This window comes from Serratia sp. 14-2641, from assembly GCF_001692375.1.
Lineage (GTDB): Bacteria > Pseudomonadota > Gammaproteobacteria > Enterobacterales > Enterobacteriaceae > Chania > Chania fonticola_C.
In genome coordinates this window covers 27,182-45,797 of the sequence record NZ_LXKR01000095.1, presented here as the reverse complement: position 1 = coordinate 45,797, position 18,616 = coordinate 27,182, and the positions used below count along the sequence as shown (strand labels likewise).

General features: G+C 53.4%; 14 protein-coding genes. 4 read left to right on the top strand and 10 right to left on the bottom strand.

Going from position 1 to position 18,616, the window contains the following annotated elements; all coding sequences use genetic code 11:
- Positions 1-41: 41 nt before the first annotated feature.
- A complete protein-coding gene (gene uvrB, locus A6U95_RS27120) occupies positions 42-2,054 on the bottom strand; it encodes an excinuclease ABC subunit UvrB (protein ID WP_024530550.1) in 2,013 nt (670 codons plus the stop codon).
- A gap of 1,062 nt (positions 2,055-3,116) precedes the next feature.
- On the opposite strand from uvrB, the gene A6U95_RS27115 reads away from it, so the two are divergent.
- Positions 3,117-3,827, top strand: a complete 711-nt coding sequence (locus tag A6U95_RS27115; RefSeq protein WP_024530549.1) for an ABC transporter ATP-binding protein — start codon at positions 3,117-3,119, stop codon at positions 3,825-3,827.
- A gap of 26 nt (positions 3,828-3,853) precedes the next feature.
- Here the strand turns inward: A6U95_RS27115 and bioD are convergent, their stop codons facing one another.
- The 4 genes from bioD to bioB are packed head-to-tail and all read right to left on the bottom strand — an operon-like array spanning position 3,854 to position 7,466.
- Positions 3,854-4,534, bottom strand: coding sequence for a dethiobiotin synthase (bioD, locus tag A6U95_RS27110; RefSeq protein WP_065686745.1), 681 nt, complete (start codon positions 4,532-4,534; stop codon positions 3,854-3,856).
- Entirely contained in the window at positions 4,527-5,294 is a 768-nt protein-coding gene (gene bioC, locus A6U95_RS27105) for a malonyl-ACP O-methyltransferase BioC (protein ID WP_065686744.1), read from the bottom strand. Before bioC ends, bioD begins: the two co-directional genes overlap by 8 nt.
- Positions 5,278-6,429: an 8-amino-7-oxononanoate synthase gene (gene bioF / locus A6U95_RS27100; RefSeq protein ID WP_065686743.1), complete on the bottom strand. Its 1,152-nt coding sequence runs from the start codon at positions 6,427-6,429 to the stop codon at positions 5,278-5,280. Before bioF ends, bioC begins: the two co-directional genes overlap by 17 nt.
- A complete protein-coding gene (gene bioB, locus A6U95_RS27095; RefSeq protein WP_065686742.1) occupies positions 6,429-7,466 on the bottom strand; it encodes a biotin synthase BioB in 1,038 nt (345 codons plus the stop codon). The genes bioF and bioB overlap by 1 nt, the downstream gene beginning before the upstream one ends.
- A 91-nt stretch (positions 7,467-7,557) precedes the next feature.
- On the opposite strand from bioB, the gene bioA reads away from it, so the two are divergent.
- Together bioA and A6U95_RS27085 are read left to right on the top strand one after the other, a co-directional pair.
- Positions 7,558-8,832, top strand: a complete 1,275-nt coding sequence (gene bioA, locus A6U95_RS27090; protein WP_065686741.1) for an adenosylmethionine--8-amino-7-oxononanoate transaminase — start codon at positions 7,558-7,560, stop codon at positions 8,830-8,832.
- A gap of 75 nt (positions 8,833-8,907) precedes the next feature.
- Positions 8,908-9,390: a kinase inhibitor gene (locus tag A6U95_RS27085; protein ID WP_024530543.1), complete on the top strand. Its 483-nt coding sequence runs from the start codon at positions 8,908-8,910 to the stop codon at positions 9,388-9,390.
- Between the two features lie 43 nt (positions 9,391-9,433).
- On the opposite strand, the gene pgl is transcribed toward A6U95_RS27085, so the two are convergent.
- Positions 9,434-10,429 carry a 6-phosphogluconolactonase gene (gene pgl / locus A6U95_RS27080; protein WP_065686740.1) on the bottom strand — a complete coding sequence of 332 codons (996 nt, stop codon included), beginning with the start codon at positions 10,427-10,429 and terminating at the stop codon, positions 9,434-9,436.
- Positions 10,430-10,744: 315 nt separating this feature from the next.
- Between pgl and A6U95_RS27075 the strand changes: the two genes are divergently transcribed.
- Complete coding sequence (locus A6U95_RS27075; RefSeq protein WP_065686923.1) at positions 10,745-11,842, top strand: site-specific integrase; 1,098 nt, start codon at positions 10,745-10,747, stop codon at positions 11,840-11,842.
- An 88-nt stretch (positions 11,843-11,930) separates the two neighbouring features.
- Here A6U95_RS27075 and A6U95_RS27070 read toward each other — a convergent pair whose 3' ends face one another.
- The 4 genes from A6U95_RS27070 to A6U95_RS27055 are packed head-to-tail and all read right to left on the bottom strand — an operon-like array spanning position 11,931 to position 18,599.
- On the bottom strand, positions 11,931-12,776 hold the full coding sequence (locus tag A6U95_RS27070) for a pyocin knob domain-containing protein (protein WP_065686739.1): 846 nt from the start codon (positions 12,774-12,776) through the stop codon (positions 11,931-11,933).
- A 44-nt stretch (positions 12,777-12,820) separates the two neighbouring features.
- Positions 12,821-15,139 carry an Ig-like domain-containing protein gene (locus A6U95_RS27065; protein ID WP_065686738.1) on the bottom strand — a complete coding sequence of 773 codons (2,319 nt, stop codon included), beginning with the start codon at positions 15,137-15,139 and terminating at the stop codon, positions 12,821-12,823.
- Positions 15,139-15,369 (bottom strand): hypothetical protein, encoded by a 231-nt coding sequence (locus tag A6U95_RS27060; protein ID WP_065686737.1) that lies wholly within the window; start codon positions 15,367-15,369, stop codon positions 15,139-15,141. Before A6U95_RS27060 ends, A6U95_RS27065 begins: the two co-directional genes overlap by 1 nt.
- Positions 15,369-18,599 (bottom strand): DUF2612 domain-containing protein, encoded by a 3,231-nt coding sequence (locus A6U95_RS27055; protein WP_065686736.1) that lies wholly within the window; start codon positions 18,597-18,599, stop codon positions 15,369-15,371. Before A6U95_RS27055 ends, A6U95_RS27060 begins: the two co-directional genes overlap by 1 nt.
- Between the last annotated feature and the right edge of the window lie 17 nt (positions 18,600-18,616).

Here is an 18,616-nt window from a genome sequence, read left to right as displayed (position 1 = left end):
GAAAATTTACCGGGGCGCGCATACCACGCCCCTTGGGTTCACTATGATAGCGCGATAAACTGCTCGCGCAGTTGGTGGATTTCATCACGCACCGCAGCGGCCTGTTCGAACTCCAGATTCTGCGCATGAGAATACATCTGTGCCTCCAATTCCTGGATTTTTTGCTCCAGCGCTTTGGGGGTGAGCAGTTTGTATTGCGCCGCGCTCTCTGCCGCTTTGCCCTTCCCTTTGTGCTTGCCACGGCTGCTTGGTTGCCCAAGTTGCAGAATATCCGAAACCTTCTTGTTCAGACCCTGAGGTACGATACCGTTGGCTTCGTTATGCGCCTGCTGCTTGGCGCGGCGGCGTTCGGTTTCGCCGATTGCCTTGGCCATTGAATCGGTGATCCTGTCACCATACAGGATCGCTTTACCGTTGAGGTTACGCGCCGCTCGGCCAATGGTCTGGATCAGTGAGCGCTCAGAACGCAGGAACCCTTCCTTGTCCGCGTCCAGGATCGCCACCAGCGATACCTCTGGCATGTCCAGGCCTTCCCTTAACAGGTTAATACCCACCAGCACGTCAAATTCCCCCAGGCGCAAATCACGGATGATTTCGACACGTTCTACCGTATCGATGTCCGAGTGCAGATAACGCACCCGCTCCCCGTGCTCTTCCAGGTATTCCGTCAGGTCTTCTGCCATACGCTTGGTCAACGTGGTGACCAGTACGCGCTCGTTGATGGCCACACGCTTGCGGATCTCGGAAAGCAGATCGTCCACCTGAGTGGTCACCGGGCGCACTTCCACGATCGGATCCAGCAGGCCGGTCGGGCGCACCACCTGATCGATAATATCGCCGCCGGATTTCTCCAGCTCATATTTGCCCGGCGTGGCGGACACGTAGATGGTCTGCGGTGCCGCAGCGGCAAACTCTTCAAAACGCATCGGCCGGTTATCCAGCGCCGAAGGCAGACGGAAGCCGTACTCCACCAGCGTCTCTTTACGCGAGCGATCGCCTTTGAACATGCCGCCGATCTGCGGGATGGTGACGTGGGATTCATCCACTACCAGTAATCCGTCTGCGGGCAGGTAGTCGAACAGGGTTGGCGGTGGCTCGCCCTCACCGCGCCCGGAAAGATAGCGCGAGTAGTTTTCGATACCGGAGCAGTAACCCAGCTCGTTCATCATTTCCAGATCGAACTGGGTACGCTGCGTCAAACGCTGTTCTTCCAACAGCTTGTTGTTTTCCAGCAGCACTTTACGCCGCTGGGCCAGTTCTACCTTGATCTCTTCCATCGCCTGCACGATACGTTCACGCGGGGTAACGTAGTGAGATTTGGGGTAGATGGTAAAGCGTGGCACCACCTGCTCAATCTGGCCGGTTAGCGGATCGAACAGCGACAGGCGTTCGACCTCTTCGTCGAACAGCTCAACGCGCAGCGCCAACTCGTCCGATTCTGCCGGGAAAATGTCGATCACTTCGCCACGCACGCGGAAGGTGGCGCGTTGGAAAGCCTGATCGTTGCGGGTATATTGCAGCTCGGCCAGACGGCGCAGGATCGAACGCTGATCGATGATCATGCCCTTGGTCAGGTGCAGCATCATTTTCAGGTACAAATCCGGATCGCCCAGGCCGTAGATCGCGGAAACCGAAGCCACCACCACTACGTCACGCCGCTCCAGCAGCGCTTTGGTGGCCGACAGGCGCATCTGCTCGATATGTTCGTTGACCGAGGCGTCTTTCTCGATAAAGGTATCGGAGCTAGGCACATAGGCTTCTGGCTGGTAGTAATCGTAGTAGGAGACAAAATATTCCACCGCATTCTCGGGAAAGAACTCTTTCATCTCGCCATACAGCTGCGCCGCCAGGGTCTTGTTGGGCGCCAGCACCATGGTGGGCCGGTTGAGATCGGCGATCACATTGGCGATGGTAAAGGTTTTACCCGAGCCGGTCACGCCCAGCAGCGTTTGGTGCGCCAGGCCGTCTTCCAGGCCCTCTTCCAGCTTTTGGATGGCTTGCGGCTGATCGCCGGCCGGTTTGAATTCGGAATGCAGTTTGAAATGTTTGCTCATATCCCCATCATCTTTCAGGTTTGCGGCCAGACGGTAGCGGCCTAATTATGGAAAGACCGGAAGATTTCCGCCAGTGCCCATGATACTGGATATAAAACCAGCTTCAAGCGGATTTACGCTATTGCGTCCGTTAACGGGGCGCGAACGCACCGGCAAGGTGACAATACCATGACATTTTTATTGTCAATCACCCTGTTATCCCCAGATTGCGTCACGAATTAACTTTTGGCCGTCAATACGCTAAAAAATCGCCCATTGGTACGTTAACGGTATCCGCTGGCTTGATTTTAATTAACTTATTGATATTAAATATATTTAATAAAAAGACGAGAATGCGGACAACCTGCACACAACCCGCGCCCGCTCTCTGTTCACACCGCTTTTCTAAGTATAATGCACAAGGTTATCCACAGGAATAGTGGATAACTCTCACTACCCCACGGGGGGCGGGAGTTGCGGAAAGAACGCTTTTCCCGATGAAACGTCAACGGAGCCGGTTTTTTAGTTATTTTTTGACAATATTATCGCTTTGGTTATGCCGATTAATGCTAAAAGCCGTGATAACAAAATTCTTCTTTTACCTATTTCGCTTGCCAGGGGTTGCAAGTTGCGGCAACAACCTTTAGGGCTTGCACCAACAGCTTGCCATGCCGCACGGTAACGGTGCAAAAAACGCCCAGGTTAACCTTCTGGCCTTGGCAGAGCCCTCTGAGCACTGGACAAAATCAGTTAACAAAGCAATAACAAACCGCCTTTTTTGTTGCGCAACGCGTGATGGCCTGGGAATTGCATTTCCTGTTTCGGGGCGTTACTTGCAGAAGAACCGGCACATTCTGGCTAAAACCGGCCGGAGCCAGCTCGGTTATCTTCGGCGAAAAAGTTCATTGCATACCAAAAAGCCCCCCTAGAGCCGCCAAACGACCGGTAGCCGCCATTTTCCAATTTTTTAGCCTGAGCCGCGATTAGGGTAATCAGCACAGCATTTGCCACACCCGGGAGAGACACCGCTTGCTGCGGTCAACGTTATCCATACGTGAATATCGGTCTTGGAGGAGATGCCAAATGTTAAGCTTACGGGCGGTTAACCAATATTATGGGCAACAGCATACGCTGTGGGATGTCAGCCTTGAGTTGCCTCGTGGGCAATGCACCCTGTTGCTTGGCCGTAATGGGGTGGGCAAAACTACGCTGATCAATTGCATCATGGGACACCTGCCGATCGTCAGCGGCAGTATGACCTGGCAGTTGGCGGATGAGCCACCGCAAAACCTGTTGCCACAGCCGGTAGAAAACCGGGCATTACTGGGCATTGGTTACGTGCCACAAGGGCGCCAAATTTTTTCCCAACTGAGCGTAGAAGAGAACCTGCAGGTAGCCTTGCTGGCCGGGCGTGGCAAGGTCCGCCGTATGCCCCCCATCATTTACAATCTGTTCCCCCGGCTGCAGGCGATGCGTATGCGCCGTGCGGGCGACCTGTGCCAAAGTGAGCAACAGCAGTTGGCCTTAGGCCGCGCTCTGATGCTGGAACCGGAACTGCTGATCCTGGATGAACCCACCGCCGGTATGTCACCTTCCCTGGCGACGGAGATCGGCCTGGTGCTCCGTAAGCTAAATCAGGAGCTGGGCATGACCATTTTGCTGGTTGAGCACCAACTCCCCTTTGCCCGCCATCTGGCTGACCGCTTCTGTCTGATGGATAAAGGCCGTAACGTGGCCAATGGCACGCTGGGGCAGTTGGATGAGGGGCTGATTGATGCCTATCTGACGGACTGATTCTGGCCCCTCCGTGGGCCATCAGGTTAAGAGTTCAACCTGGTTAAATCGAGATACTGTCCCAATGCCTGCTGCTCTACCTGCGGTAAATGTGGGATCTTGCCCAACAGGGGCGCGGGCAATAGGCGGCAAAGAGTGGCAAGGTACTCTTGATGTCGTTTTCCCGGCGGAGTGACGTCATTGGCGATCCAGCCTGCCAGGGTCAGACCTGACTGTTGGATCGCCAGCGCAGTCAATAGAGCATGATTGATGCAGCCCAGCTTGATGCCCACCACCAGGATCACCGGCAGTTGCTCCTGCTGCACCCAGTCGGCAAAGGTTTCATGCTCAGAAAGCGGCGTAAACCACCCGCCTGCGCCCTCGACTAAAAGCCAGTCTGCACGTTGCTCAAGATGACGTAAACCGGTGGAAAGCCGTGTTAGCGAGATGGGCCGCCCTTCGGCCTGGCTGACGATATGCGGCGAGGTCGGTTCTGCAAAGGTATAAGGGTTCACTACGGCGTAATCCAGCGCTACGCTGCTGTTTCTCTGCAGTGCCAACGCATCGCTGTTACGTAACCCTTCATCGGTCATCTCACTGCCTGACGCTACCGGTTTATAGCCAGCACAGCGCCATCCTGCCGCGCGTGCGGCCTGGAGCAAGGCACTGCTGGCCACGGTTTTGCCCACTTCGGTGTCGGTTCCGGTGACGAACCAGCGCTTAATCACGATAAATCACTCCATAAGCCAGATGATAACTGAGAGGAAACTGCCCGTCCCGGCAAGGATAAGCAGCCTGCAACGCGGCAAGCCTTTGGCGTGAAAGCAGGCCAGCCTCGCGCCCTTGATGCAGGTGAGTCGCACCGATGCCCTTTAGCGATCGCATCAGCGTCATCACGTCGGGATAATTAAGCGTTTGCCAATCTGCCGTAAGCTGGTGCCGGTAGGGATGACAGGCGGCGGCGATGTGAGCTGGCGGCAGGAAGTCATTAACATGACGCTCACCATCGACTTGCTGCCAGGCGTCGCCTAACTCGTGTAAAGCCCCTTCAGCCAAAGTAGAAAACAGGATCAGTCCACCGGGCCGCGTCACCCGATACAACTCTGCCAACGCAAGAGGCAGGTCGCTGCACCACTGCACCACCAGGCTGCTAAAACAGATATCCACCGAGGCGGTCGGCAAAGGGATGTGCTCGATATCCCCCAGCAGATAGCGATCCGCCGCTTGCTGCTGGCGGGCAAAAGCCAGCATGCCCGGAGCCAGATCCAGCGCGCTGACCTGCTTGCCCAGCTCGCGCCAACGACGGCTGAAATAGCCCGTGCCGCAACCGGCATCCAATACCTGTTGGCCTGGATGAGACAGCCCCATCCCCAGTAAGCGTTCACCAACCTCCCGTTGCAGTACCGCTGCGGTATCGTAGCTCGCCGCTGCCCGGCTGAAGGCCGCCGCCACCGCCTGCTTGTTCACCGTATCAATGGCAGACGTCATGCAATACCTCCAGCAAGCGATCGATATCCTGTGGCTGGTGTGCCGCAGTGAGCGTAATGCGTAACCGTGCCCCCCCCGGTGGTACCGTCGGTGGACGGATGGCGCTGACCCACAACCCCTGCTCTCGCAGGCGCTGCGCCAAATCCAGCGCCTGTTGGTTATCCCCCACCAACAACGGTTGGATAGCGGTATCTGACGCGGTTAGCGTTAACGGCAGACCCGCCACTCCGGCACGAAAATGCTGAATGTGTTTTTGCAGCCGACTACGTAATTCATCCCCTTGCTGAATACAGCTTAAGGCCGCTTGCAAGGCACAGGCTTGAGCGGGCGGCATCGCGGTGCTGTAAATCAGATGACGGGCGAATTGCAGCAGATACTCAGCCAACGGTTCATCGCAGAGGATCGCCGCACCGCTGACGCCGAATGCTTTGCCAAAGGTGACGACCAACACCTCCGGGCGTACACCTTGCTGCCAGCAACTGCCGCGCCCTTGCTCGCCACGAACACCAATCCCGTGCGCATCATCCACCATCAGCCAGGCACCTGCCTGCTGCGTCAACCGATGTAGTTCGGCCAGCGGTGCGCTATCACCGTCCATGCTGAACACCCCTTCGGTGATCGCCAACTGTTGGCCTGCACACTCTTTTTGCAGCAAGGTGGCCAATGCCTGGGGCTGGTTATGGCGAAAACGCCGCAGTTGCGCCGGTGAGTAAGTGGCCGCTTCCAATATAGAGGCGTGGCTGAGCTTATCCGCCAGAATGCGATCGTCGGCCTGCATCAGGGCAGCCAACAATGCCTGATTGGCCGCATAGCCGGAGATAAACAGCAACGCTCGCGGGTAACCGAGCCACTCCGCCAGTTGCTGCTCCAGCTCATGATGAGCATGGCAAAAACCGGTGACGTGGCCAGAACCACCGCTGCCAACACCATAGCGCTGTGCCCCCTGCTGCCAGGCGGCGATCACCTCAGGATGTTGGCTCAGGCCCAGATAGTCGTTGCCGGAAAAATTCACATAGCGCTGGCCGTCAAGCTGCAGATAACGGCCATTACCGCCTTGATTCACTTGACGTTGCCGATAAGCAGCGGCTCCTCGCCGCTCCTCCAGCGCCTGTTCGATCCGTTGCTGCCAGCTCATTACAGCGCCGCGTTGTAGAATTCGGCGGTATCGGCGTGCAGCAACTGCTCGGTCAGCACCTGCTGTTGCTGATTGTCGCCCTGTTCGGTGGCGGTTTGCTGCGGATTCAGGCCCAGCTTGCGGAACAGTTGCAGATCCTTGTCCTCTTCCGGGTTGGGCGTGGTTAACAGCTTGCAGCCATAGAAGATGGAGTTGGCTCCGGCCATAAAGCACATCGCCTGAGTCTGCTCGCTCATCTGTTCACGGCCTGCCGAAAGGCGGACGTAGGACGTTGGCATCATGATGCGGGCAATGGCAATGGTGCGGATAAAGTCGAACGGATCGACGTCGTCATTATCGGCCAATGGCGTACCTTTCACCTTCACCAGCATATTGATCGGCACGCTCTCCGGCGGCTTGGGCAGATTGGCCAATTGCACCAACAGCCCAGCGCGATCACGTACCGTTTCGCCCAGCCCGACAATCCCACCGGAGCAGACTTTGATCCCGGCGTTACGCACCTTATCCAAGGTATCCAGGCGTTCCTGATAGCTGCGGGTAGTGATGATGTTGCCGTAGAATTCCGGCGAGGTGTCCAGGTTATGGTTGTAATAATCCAGCCCCGCTTCGGCCAGCCGTTCCGCCTGCGCACCATCCAGCGTGCCCAACGTCATGCAGGTTTCCATCCCCATAGCCTTGACGCCCTGCACCATCTGTTGCAGATAAGGCATATCGCGCTCGTGCGGGTTTTTCCAGGCAGCCCCCATACAGAAACGGCTCGAACCGGCCGCTTTAGCCTTGCGCGCCGATTCCAGCACCTGTTCCACCTGCATCAGCCGTTCGGATTCCAGGCCAGTTTTATAGCGCGAGCTTTGCGGGCAGTACTTACAGTCTTCCGGGCAGGCACCGGTTTTGATCGACAGCAGCGTGCTGACCTGCACCTGTTGCGGATCAAAATGTTGGCGATGAATGGTCTGTGCTTCGAACAGCAGTTCGAGTAAGGGTTTATCAAACAGGGCCTGGGCTTGCCCCACTGTCCAGTGAATGCGATCGGCCATTTACGGCGTCTCCAAAAGGGAAAAAAGTGTCGTCAGTGTAGAGTTTGCGATTATACTGTCAACCATTCTATTAAAATTTGGTTTACGATTAATGTCTGTTTCTCCCTGCGATATTGAATTCGATCGACGCCACATCTGGCATCCTTACACCTCCATGACCCAACCCTTGCCTTGCTATCCGGTGGTGTCCGCCAGCGGCGTCGAGCTGCAACTGGACGATGGCCGCCTGCTGGTGGATGGCATGTCTTCCTGGTGGGCGGCGATCCACGGTTACAATCATCCGCACCTGAATCAGGCAGCCGTGCAGCAGTTGGAGAAAATGTCGCACGTGATGTTCGGCGGCATCACTCATCCCGCCGCTATTGAACTGTGCCGCAAGCTGGTAGCGATGACGCCGGAAGCTTTGCAGTGCGTATTCCTGGCAGATTCTGGCTCGGTGGCGGTTGAAGTGGCGTTAAAAATGGCGCTGCAATATTGGCAGGCCCGTGGCGAACGGCGGCAGCGCATCCTGACCTTACGCCACGGCTATCATGGTGATACCTTTGGCGCAATGTCGGTCTGCGATCCGGACAACTCCATGCACAGTCTGTATCAGGGCTATTTGGCCACCCACCTGTTTGCCACCGCGCCGCAGTGCCGTTTTGACCAGCCTTGGGACGAACAGGACATTGTTCCGTTTGCCGAATTACTGGAGCAGCACGCCGGGGAAATTGCCGCCGTGATCCTGGAGCCGGTGGTGCAAGGAGCCGGTGGGATGCGCATCTATCATCCAACCTATCTGCAACGCGTGCGGGAACTTTGCGATCGCTACCAGATCCTGCTGATCGCCGACGAGATCGCCACCGGTTTTGGCCGCACCGGCAAACTGTTTGCCTGTGAACATGCCGACGTGGTGCCGGATATTCTCTGCCTGGGCAAAGCGCTAACCGGTGGCTATATGACCCTTTCCGCCACCCTGACCACGCGCCACATTGCAGAAACGATCAGTAATGGGGCCGCAGGCTGCTTTATGCATGGTCCAACCTTTATGGGTAACCCGCTGGCCTGTGCCGTCGCCTGCGCCAGCCTGTCCTTGCTGGAGGAAAATCGCTGGCAACATCAGGTCGCCGCCATTGAAGCACAGCTTAAACAGCAGCTCTTACCGCTGGTAGTTTCACCCAAAGTGGCCGACGTGCGGGTGCTTGGGGCAATTGGCGTGGTGGAAATGCATCAGCCGGTGGATGTGGCGTTGCTGCAACGCGGATTTGTCGAACGCGGCGTGTGGATCCGGCCCTTCGGTAAACTGATTTACCTGATGCCGCCTTATGTCATCACGCCAGAACAGCTCACCCGGCTAACGGCAGCGATCGCCGCGGCGGTGGAGTAACGGTTTTAAGGTTGTACTGTGCCGGCAAACCGATCTAGCTTAGGGGTTCGGTATTTCAGACAACTGGGAGTCATTATGGCTTTTCGTTTGTACAGCAACGATCTGCAAGACGGCGCAAAAATGCCTGAACGGCAGGTATTTAACGGCATGGGCTACCACGGGGACAACCTCTCCCCTCATCTGGCCTGGGAAGATGCACCTGCGGGCACCAAGAGCTTTGCCATCACGGTTTACGATCCCGATGCCCCTACCGGCTCCGGCTGGTGGCACTGGGTGGTCGCCAATATCCCGGCAAACGTGCATGAACTGCCGCAAGGTGCGGGTTCCGGCAAACCGGGGCTACCTGCTGGCGCAGTGCAGACCCGTACCGATTTCGGTAAGGCCGGTTACGGTGGCGCGGCTCCGCCGCAGGGGGAAAGCCATCGTTATCAGTTCACCGTGCATGCGTTGGACGTGGAAAGCATTCCAGTGGACGCAGAGGCGAGCGGCGCAATGGTCGGTTTTAACATCCACTTCCATAGCCTTGGCAAAGCGACGTTGACGGTAAAATACAGCTGAGAAACCTTGAGGGGCGAAGCGCTTCGCCCCATTTTTTAACCCACTATTTTGCCAGCACGCTCACCCACATTGGGCCTTTACCCACCGGGTAACGCGCCACGTCCGTCAGCTCACCGCTGTCTTGGTCAATCTGATACACACCGATATGGCCAGATTTCTGCCCTGCCGCAATCACGAAGCGACCGCTGTGATCGATATTGAAACCACGCGGCTGTTCTTCTGTGGCATGGTGGCCAACCACCGCAATCTTGCCGCCGTCTTCCGAGACGCTGAATACGGTCAGAATGCTGGCGGTGCGATCGCTGGTATACAGGAAACGGCCGTTTGGCGTGAGGTGGATATCCGCCGCCCAACGGGTGCCGGTGAAATCGGCAGGCATCATGTCCAGGCTTTGCACCAGCGTATATTTGCCACCGTTGGCTTCGATGGCGAATACGTCCACCGTGCCATCCAATTCATTAACGCAGTAAGCAAATTTATCGTTGCCATGGAATGCCATATGGCGCGGGCCTGCTCCGCTTGCCGTCGCTACGGCTTCTTGGCCGTGTGGCGTCAGTTGGCCCTGCTGGCTCAGATTAAACAGGCGGATGCGGTCCTCTTTCAAGCACGGCACCAGCAGCAATTGATTGGTAGGGTCAATATTGGCCGAATGCGGCGCGGTCAGGCCATCGATCTGCTGGGTAGGCGCCAGCACTACGCCATCATGGCCAATCGGGCTGATGCTGGCACAGTTGCCGCTGTAAGACGCCGAGAACAGATAACGCCCCTGCAAATCGGTGGAAATATGGGTTGGGCTGCCTGGCAAAGGTGCCATCCCTGCCTCATGCAACGTGCCATCTTCCGCGATACGGTAGCTGACAATGCCAAACGCCGGGCGTACCCCAACATACAGATGGGTGTTATCCGGATGGATCGCCATCGGCTGTACCTGCCCCGCCACCTCGACCGTTTGTAGCAGTGCCAGTGCGCCCTTGTCGTCTAACTGCCATACGTGGATCTGCTGGCTCTCCGGGCTGGCGACATAAACGATTTGCTTCATTTGCTCTCCTTAATGAGAAAGGGTAACCGGTTTCAGTTTGTTCTAGCTTACGCGACATTTGTGACATGGCAACCCTAGGCGCGTCCCTCAACGCGGTTTTATCGAATGGTTATCCGGTGTACCATCGGATTGCATGGGTGTATGAAAACCCAGGCAATCCGCCTCATCCCAGACGAGATGCCAGCTAAGCGTATAATAATAAATTGCTATTTTAATGCATTTCTAGACCTTTCAATGTATTTTACGACCATCAGCACCCCAATCAGCACCCCTCGGAACCCCTGGATTCCCCTAAAAGCTTATAAGGTGGGAGTAATGGCTTACTTTAGCATTGAAAAAAGACTCAAGGCAGATGGCACGGCTAGGTACCGCTGTACTGTTGGCGTTAAAGAAAAGGGAAAATACCTTTATAGAGAGAACCGCACTTTTAGCAAGCAGTCACTAGCTAAAACGTGGGGGACAAATCGAGTCGCCGAGATAGAAAAAAACGGAGTGCCTAAAGAAAACTCCTCCTCAGAAATGACTGTAGGTGAACTCATTCAAAAATATCTAGCTGATCCAGGCACTGGCCAGCGGTCAGGAAAAGACAAGCTATTCGTTCTCAACACCTTACTCAGTTGCGACGTTGCGTCGATCCCCCTATCAAGCCTCCAATCTAGCGATATCATCGAACATTGCAGATACCGCGCCTCAAAGGGTTTGAGTCCGGCCACGATATCTCACGATTTAAGCTATCTCGGCACCGTTCTTTCGTCTGCAAAACCAATCTATGGGATCGAGTACACAGATAACCCAGTCAGCACCGCGCGGCCAATGCTCAACAATATGGGGCTAATCTCAAAGTCGCAACGGCGCACCCGTAGGCCTGAGGCGGATGAAATAGAGCGCATCACTGAGGCGCTTACTAAAAGAGAGGGGTACGCGCAATCTCGGATACCGTTCACCGATATTTTTAATTTCTCCATACTGTCGTGCATGAGGGTCGGTGAGGTTTGCAAAATCCGATGGGATGACGTGGATAACGAACAAAGGTCGGTACTCGTTCGTGACCGGAAAGATCCGCGCAAAAAGGTTGGTAACCACATGGCCGTACCGCTACTGGGAGAGGCGTGGGAGATCGTGGCGCGACAGCCTAAAACCTCTGAATATATTTTTCCATATAACTCAAAATCAATAAGCGTTTCATTTTATAAAGTTAGAAAGAGCTTAGGGATTGAAGACCTCCGTTATCACGATCTGCGCCGGGAGGGAGCCAGCCGACTGTTTGAGGCGGGTTTTAGTATCGAAGAAGTTGCCCAGGTGACCGGGCATAAAAATCTCAACACGCTGTGGCAGGTCTATACCGCGCTGTATCCGAAGTCGCTACACGAAAAATTTGACACTTTGCAAAAATCCAAGCTGAACAAAGAATGATTTGCTAATTCTAACGATTCGTTATAATTAATCACTATCAACGAGTTACAGCCAAGATGTGATTTCGCCTCTTGGCTGTAACTGCCCCTTAGATTTTGATCATGCCAGCGGCGCGCATGACGGTCAGTATCTTGTTGAGGGTTTCGACCTGCGTCCCTACGGTAGCATCGGGAATTTCCACCAGGTCTTTAATGTGAACAGAAACAAGCTCTCGCCAGTTTATATCACCTGGGTTTTCTGTCGTTCCTGGGTTTTTCCGGTCAACGTTGGTAAACGCCCTGCCGTCTGAATCCACCGCTAACACAACGCCACCGAAAACACCCTGTGTGGGTTTTGAATAAGGGTTTGTTAGGCCCAATGCCACCCCCTCGTTTGCCGTAGGAGTAGTTTTAGGATTAGGCTTGCTCGTCGTGCCATCCGGTGCCGAGTAGTACCATGCAGAGCTTACTGACCCGCCCGGCTTATGCACCTGTAACCCAGATTGACCGTAGTTTACTTGCTGCACCCCCTTAGAATTAAAGGTTCCTGTGTCTACAGGTCTAGTCCATGCGCTCCATGATGACCCGCTGCGCACGCGCACCCACGGCCCTGGATCAGATGCTGTCCAAGAACATAGCAGCGATTGCGTGATCTGCCCGCCAGAGTCTACGGATACGCTCAACTGGATTTCAGATCCAGCACCCACGCCGAACGGGTAGTTCATGTTGTACGATCCCTGGCTGGTTTCCCCGCCTGGCGCGATATAAAGCCCCGCCGTTGTGACCGAGTTTAAATTGGTTGTCGGCGTCAGCAGGGTTACGGCCGCAGGAGCAAGGGCCACGATATCTTTAACCGTGGCTTTTTCGGTTACACCTCCGTTGGCAACAGGGACGACGCTCGCTAGGTCGAGGTTTTTCGCAATCGGCAACTCTGAAATTTTGGTTCCGTCTGACATGTTATTCTCCAAAAAAAAGCCCCGCAATAGCGAGGCTGTGGTGACTATTTACCGATCGATACCCAGTACAGTTTCGACTCACCAGATCCGTAGCTGATCCTGACAGATGACAGGCCCAGCTCTGAAACAACAGGGTTCCACATCGAGTTATCACTCGCAGAGCCGCGCATCACTGAGGGGATCGTCACAAAGTGCTTGGTTGTATAGGGGCGCGGCAGCGTTACTACTGAGCTTCCTGTTCCCGATGCATCAATAAAGCCCCACTGGATCATGAAGCCGGTAGCCGCATGACGCCAAAAGCCGTTTTCATCGATTTGAGAGTTATCTCCGAGGCCACCGATCATGCTGGCCAGCGCAAGAATTGCCGCAGGCGTGGCCGCGATATCTTCCCGGTTAGAATCCAGCGCTGACGATAGTCCTGTGACGGTTTTCCCCCAAGCTCCCCATGCGAACGGGCTGCCAAATCCGTAGCGCTGATATTCCGCCCCTGAGTTGTATGGCCGGTACACCTGCCGACAACCAACAGTGTCAACGCCGGTTTTCAACACTTCCAAGGATCCGGCTACAGCCTCTGGGTAATTCAGCGCTAGCGTGGCATTACTGGTGATGTTCTGAAAATACTGCCCCGCGGTGGTCACGTTGTTGAGATTGGTACCAGCAGGCATAGCCGCACCGGCAAGAGGAACGGCCCCAACATCCCCCGCCGTGAGGCTGTCTTTCGTGGCCAGCGCCTTAAGCGCCAAGTTATTGCGCGCTGCTGTTTGTGCTGCCGTTCCTGCTGTGGCAATTTCCGACAAGTTATTTTTGATGGCCAGCCATTCAGCGACAACCGGCGCGGCGGTAACTGTTACAGGCCTGCTTGCCGTTTTGCCGGACACGGCACCGGTTACGCTGATCGTTGCGGTACCCGCAGAACCGGCAGCCAGCACACCAGCTGCTGACGCGCTAGCAACTGCGTTATCGGTCGAAGCGTAGTTGATAACCTCCGTTGCGTTAGACGGCGTTTTAGTTACCTGCAAGGTGTAAGTATTGCCCGTGATCTGATTCGGAATTGCAGCCAGGGCAATCGACGTTAAGAGCACGTCTACGCGCACAGTCACGCGAACACTCAAACCACTGCTGACACTGGCGATAATGTCCGTTGTCCCTGCCGCTTTTGCGGTGAACAGGCCCGCAGCGCTGATCGTACCGACTGCAGAATTCGAGCTCGTCCATGTGACAGGGAACTTAGCGGCCAGGTCAGCGGGAAACACTTGCGCTGTAAACTGCTGCGTGGCGCCCACACCAACAGTTAGCGCCGACGGCGTGACGACAATGTTTGTCGGGGTCGGATCCGGCACGATATTATCCGCGCCGTCAGTCTTCACGATGTACATTAGCGCAGTGTTTGCAGGATAAGGGTCAGGCATTCCACCCTGCCCGCTTTGCTTGACCGCATTCCCGGTACCGCTGAATTGGCCGGTACCGCTCTGAGGGTAAGAGCCAAGACGCGACCAGCCAGAATCCCCGGTAATAACGAACGAACCAAATTGCTGTCCGGTTGTGTCATCCGGGCGATTGATCAACCAGATATCATCATTGCGACCTGCAACATCCCACAAGCGGCCAGTGTAGTGATAATGCTCCAGATCTGCCGGTGCCTGCTCACTGCCAATACCTCTCCCTGGCTCAGGATCGGCAGAGGAACCATGCGCCCACCCTCGCACAAAACGCCCGCGCAGGTCTGGGACGCGGCCTGACGGGTAAACGGCAAACAGCTTAGGGTTTTTCGAGCGATCAAACGCCTGGCCGTTAGCCTCGATCCAGCCATCTGGCGGCACAGTAGAGCCCCAATTAACGATAACACCAACGGGTAGCAGATACGGCGACAGGTCGGTTACGACATTTTTCAGCGCGTTAGTTATAGAGGCTTTCAGTACGGGCGGCGTGATGATCAGCGTGTTGTCTGTGCCTTCATCTGCGTCCGCCTGCGCAGCACGTTTATAAATAAACGCCTGCCAGTTACTATCTGCACCAGGTACGGAGGTGTTATTGGCAATCAACGAGACATACAACTTGCCCGCATACTGCACCACCGTTCCCACTGTGTAAGGGTAGGCGGTGCCGCCATTGTCGGCTGCTGCTATAAACTCGGGAAAACCTGTGGTCTGGTATTGACGGATCGCGACGGTAATCGCATTAAGTATGCCATTCATTTCCTTTCTGCCGACCGGCTTGGCGTGAGGATCGGTTTTAAGGTCGCGCTGATAATCATCCCCCCACCCAGCAGGAAAGCTTACATAACCCTCTGAGTTTACCTCGTTTGGGATAGACTGCTTGTCACCACTTTCTGCGAACGGAATACGGAAAAAATGCTGATTCATTATTGTGAATCCTCGGGTATATTTATAATCGGATTTAAATCTTCATCAAGTTGGACACCGAAAACGGCGGCAAGTCTTCGATAAAAATCATCGCTGACGTTATTACCTACGATATCACCATCATTTATTTCAATGACCTCAGCATCGCGGAGTTGCATTAAGTAATCACGAAACACTCCATCAGTCTGCTGATAGCCTATTAGTGACTTTATTTTATAAAAAGTTTTCATTATGCTCCGCCTCCGCCCCACGCAGCAGGGATTTGATTATAGTCAGTTAAACTGGTTGTTTGATAGAATGCATTCGTTTTATTACCGGGCGCTGTAACGGCAGGTACCGCCGCAATAAAATCAAGACCTTTACCCTTCATTAAATTACAGTTATAGAATGCAGTGCTCGCGCTGGTAATTTTAGGGTAGATTGGTAAGTTGAATATTACATTCAAGTCACTCTCCAAAAGCCTACAGGAACCGAATAGGCCGGTAATTATCTGGGCTGATGTATTATTAAATAGACCAGCACCTACCGTTGCTAAGCTAAAGCAATAGTAGAATGTATTGTTGAAATTAGTTGCTTTCGTATTATTCCTGAACAGTCCGGCGGGAACGCTGGTTATGTTCGTGTGGTAGAATGTGTTAGAGAACGAGATTGCATTAGGGTTATTAACAAATAAATCTTCTGGTATTCCTGAAAAGTTTACATTCTCGCTTAGGAATGTATCGAAGTATATCATTAAAGGACAAGTTGCAAATGTATCCACAGGAATGCTTCGAATATCACAGCTAGCGAACATACCGCTGACCGTTGTCAGTTTCACGTTGTATTTAAACATTGCCGCTGGCAAGGTGGTCAAATTTCTACAAGACAAGAAAGAAGATGACAACACGGTCAAGTTTATGCACTTATCGAAAAATCCTGCGGGAATCCCAGTCAATGCTGTGCAACCGCCAAACATGCGGGCGGTATTGGATTGAAGCGCGGTAAACCAGTTTAATAGTGTAACCGGCAATGACGGTAAGGACGTACAGCCATCAAACATATACTGAACATCATTTGTCTTAATGCAACCTTCAAACATATCTCCAGAAAGAGAGGTCAACCCGGTACAATTCTGGAACGCATACGAGAAAGATGTTGCCGCAGCACAACCTCTAAATACACCTTGTGGCGTCGTTGTTAATGAGGAGCAACCATAAAAGACATACTGAAATGTGCTACACAGCGTCTTTCCATCAAATGCATATGGCGTTATTGATGCTAATGACCGGCAAGCCTGGAAACAAGAGGCGAATGTTGTAACTTTATTGCAGTCAGTAAATAATGGCATGTTTGCCAGTAAAGAACACCCCGAAAATGCATTAGAGAATGTAGTGGCGCTCGTACACCCTGAAAATATATCCAATCCGACAGAAACAAGCGCCGCGCAGTTCGTGAATATATAACTGAAATCTGTATTTGTTGAGCACCCTTTGAAAACTCGATTCCCTACCGTTTTTAGTGATGCACAGTTGAAGAAAGTTTGATAGAAACTGTTAGCACTAGACAACCCCTCAAACAAACCATCAGGTACAGATAGCAGTCCATTACACTGATAGAATGTGTTTCTGAAATAACCGCCTGCGATATTTTTAAATAATCCAGATGGAATACCTTTTAGGGCATAACAACGAAGGAAAGTACCTTCGAAGTTTAATGCACTCACACAATCATCAAACAATCCATCAGGAATGGCCGTAAGCGCCGTAGCTCCTGCGAACGTATTGTAAAGCGTTAGTGCTGCCAGGTTCCCTTTGAATACGTTAGGTGCGATCGTGACAATATTGCTACAGCTACTAAACGTGCTGTAAAAAGATTGGTTCGCCGAGCACCCCATGAATAGCCCATCCGGTAAAGCCTTTAGTGATGAGCACTGGCCGAACGTTAACTGGAAATCACCTACTTTTTTCAGGTTTGCAAACAATCTCGGCGGAAGACTAATAAGGCCGCTGCAAACGTTGAATGTTTCTCGGAATGATGTGGCGTTCACGCATTTATCAAACAGACCACTAGGCAGTAGAGTAAGGGCTGTGCATTGCCTGAAGGTTTGGAAAAATGAATCAGCGTTAATACAGTTATCAAACAATCCCTCGGGAAGCGTCAGCAGACTCACGCAACCATTAAATGAAGACCTGAAATCGGCCGCATTTGGCAAGTAATCAAATACGCCATCGTGAAGCAAGTAAAGGCCGGTGCAATCCTTGGCGAAATAGGTCATATCGGCCCTGCCACCAGATACCGTGATTAGCTCGCGTAGTGTATTAAATACCATTCCACTCGTAAGCGTAGTGTTACTACAGAACCTGATAGTGTCACTGCGCTTTACCGTGATGGTGTAATCAGTACCTACAGTAAGTGGGCGAGTAGCGATAACCCACCCGTAAGCCATGCCGGGGCTATATTCATCAGTGACAAAGCGGTAATCCTTGCTGTCTACCCCATCGCCATAATCAACAGTAAAAACCTCGTCCATTCTGGCGTAAAATATTGGTCGTGTAGGGCTATCAATGCGCATAACAAACCGTGCGCCGGGGATGATGTAAATAAACTCAAATGGCCGGGACTCAACATCATCCGTTGTGCAAATCGGGGTGAATATCTGGGCCTTGGCAACGACTCTATAACGAACAGAGTCCGGTACTGTATCCGTGAATTTTCCGCCAACGGTGGTAACAACATCGCGTGTAAGCGTCTGCCCGGTTGCAATGTTCGTGTAGAACAGGGTTACATCAACGCCGGAGAGATCGATAGTGCTATCAGATGATGAGATAACACCACTCAGTAAACCGGAGTTGTTATCAAACGATAAGTTGATGCGCCAGGCATAGTTAATCAGACTGCCACCGTCCCAGAACGGAGCGTTATCAAAGTTTTGGTAATACTGTCCGAACCCAAACGGGACGTAGCGAATAACGCGATATTTCAGGCCTACAGTGGCCGGGCGCGGTAATAGGTCATACTTAGCCAGGATCAACGCTACAGCGCTGGTGGGTTGCTCTGTGAACACGTACATGATGTACGACATATCGAGCGGATCGAGTGCGTAGGCTTTCCCGTCCTCGGTCGCAAACAGCTTCATCGTTATTTCGTTCACTTCGGGAATGGTGCAGCGAGCGATCAACTGGTAGTAACGCAACCGGCAGATCAGGCGCTTCTGCTCCGTGGTCAGCACTTTGCCGGGGCAGTCGGGAACCAGGAACGACACTCCGAGGATGATTGACCAGATTTCTAAGCCGAAATCGTTAGCGGTTCGGATGTCGAACACGTCGCGAAACCAGTTATCCCAGAATTCAGTCTGTTCCTTTTTGTACCACTCATTTTTCTGCGAAATTAAAGACTTAACTGATTCAGCGTTATCATACTGCCAGATTATACTGCGCAGTAGATTAACACTGGTTTCAACCTCTGGTATTCTCGTTGACATGGGCTACACCGTTAATT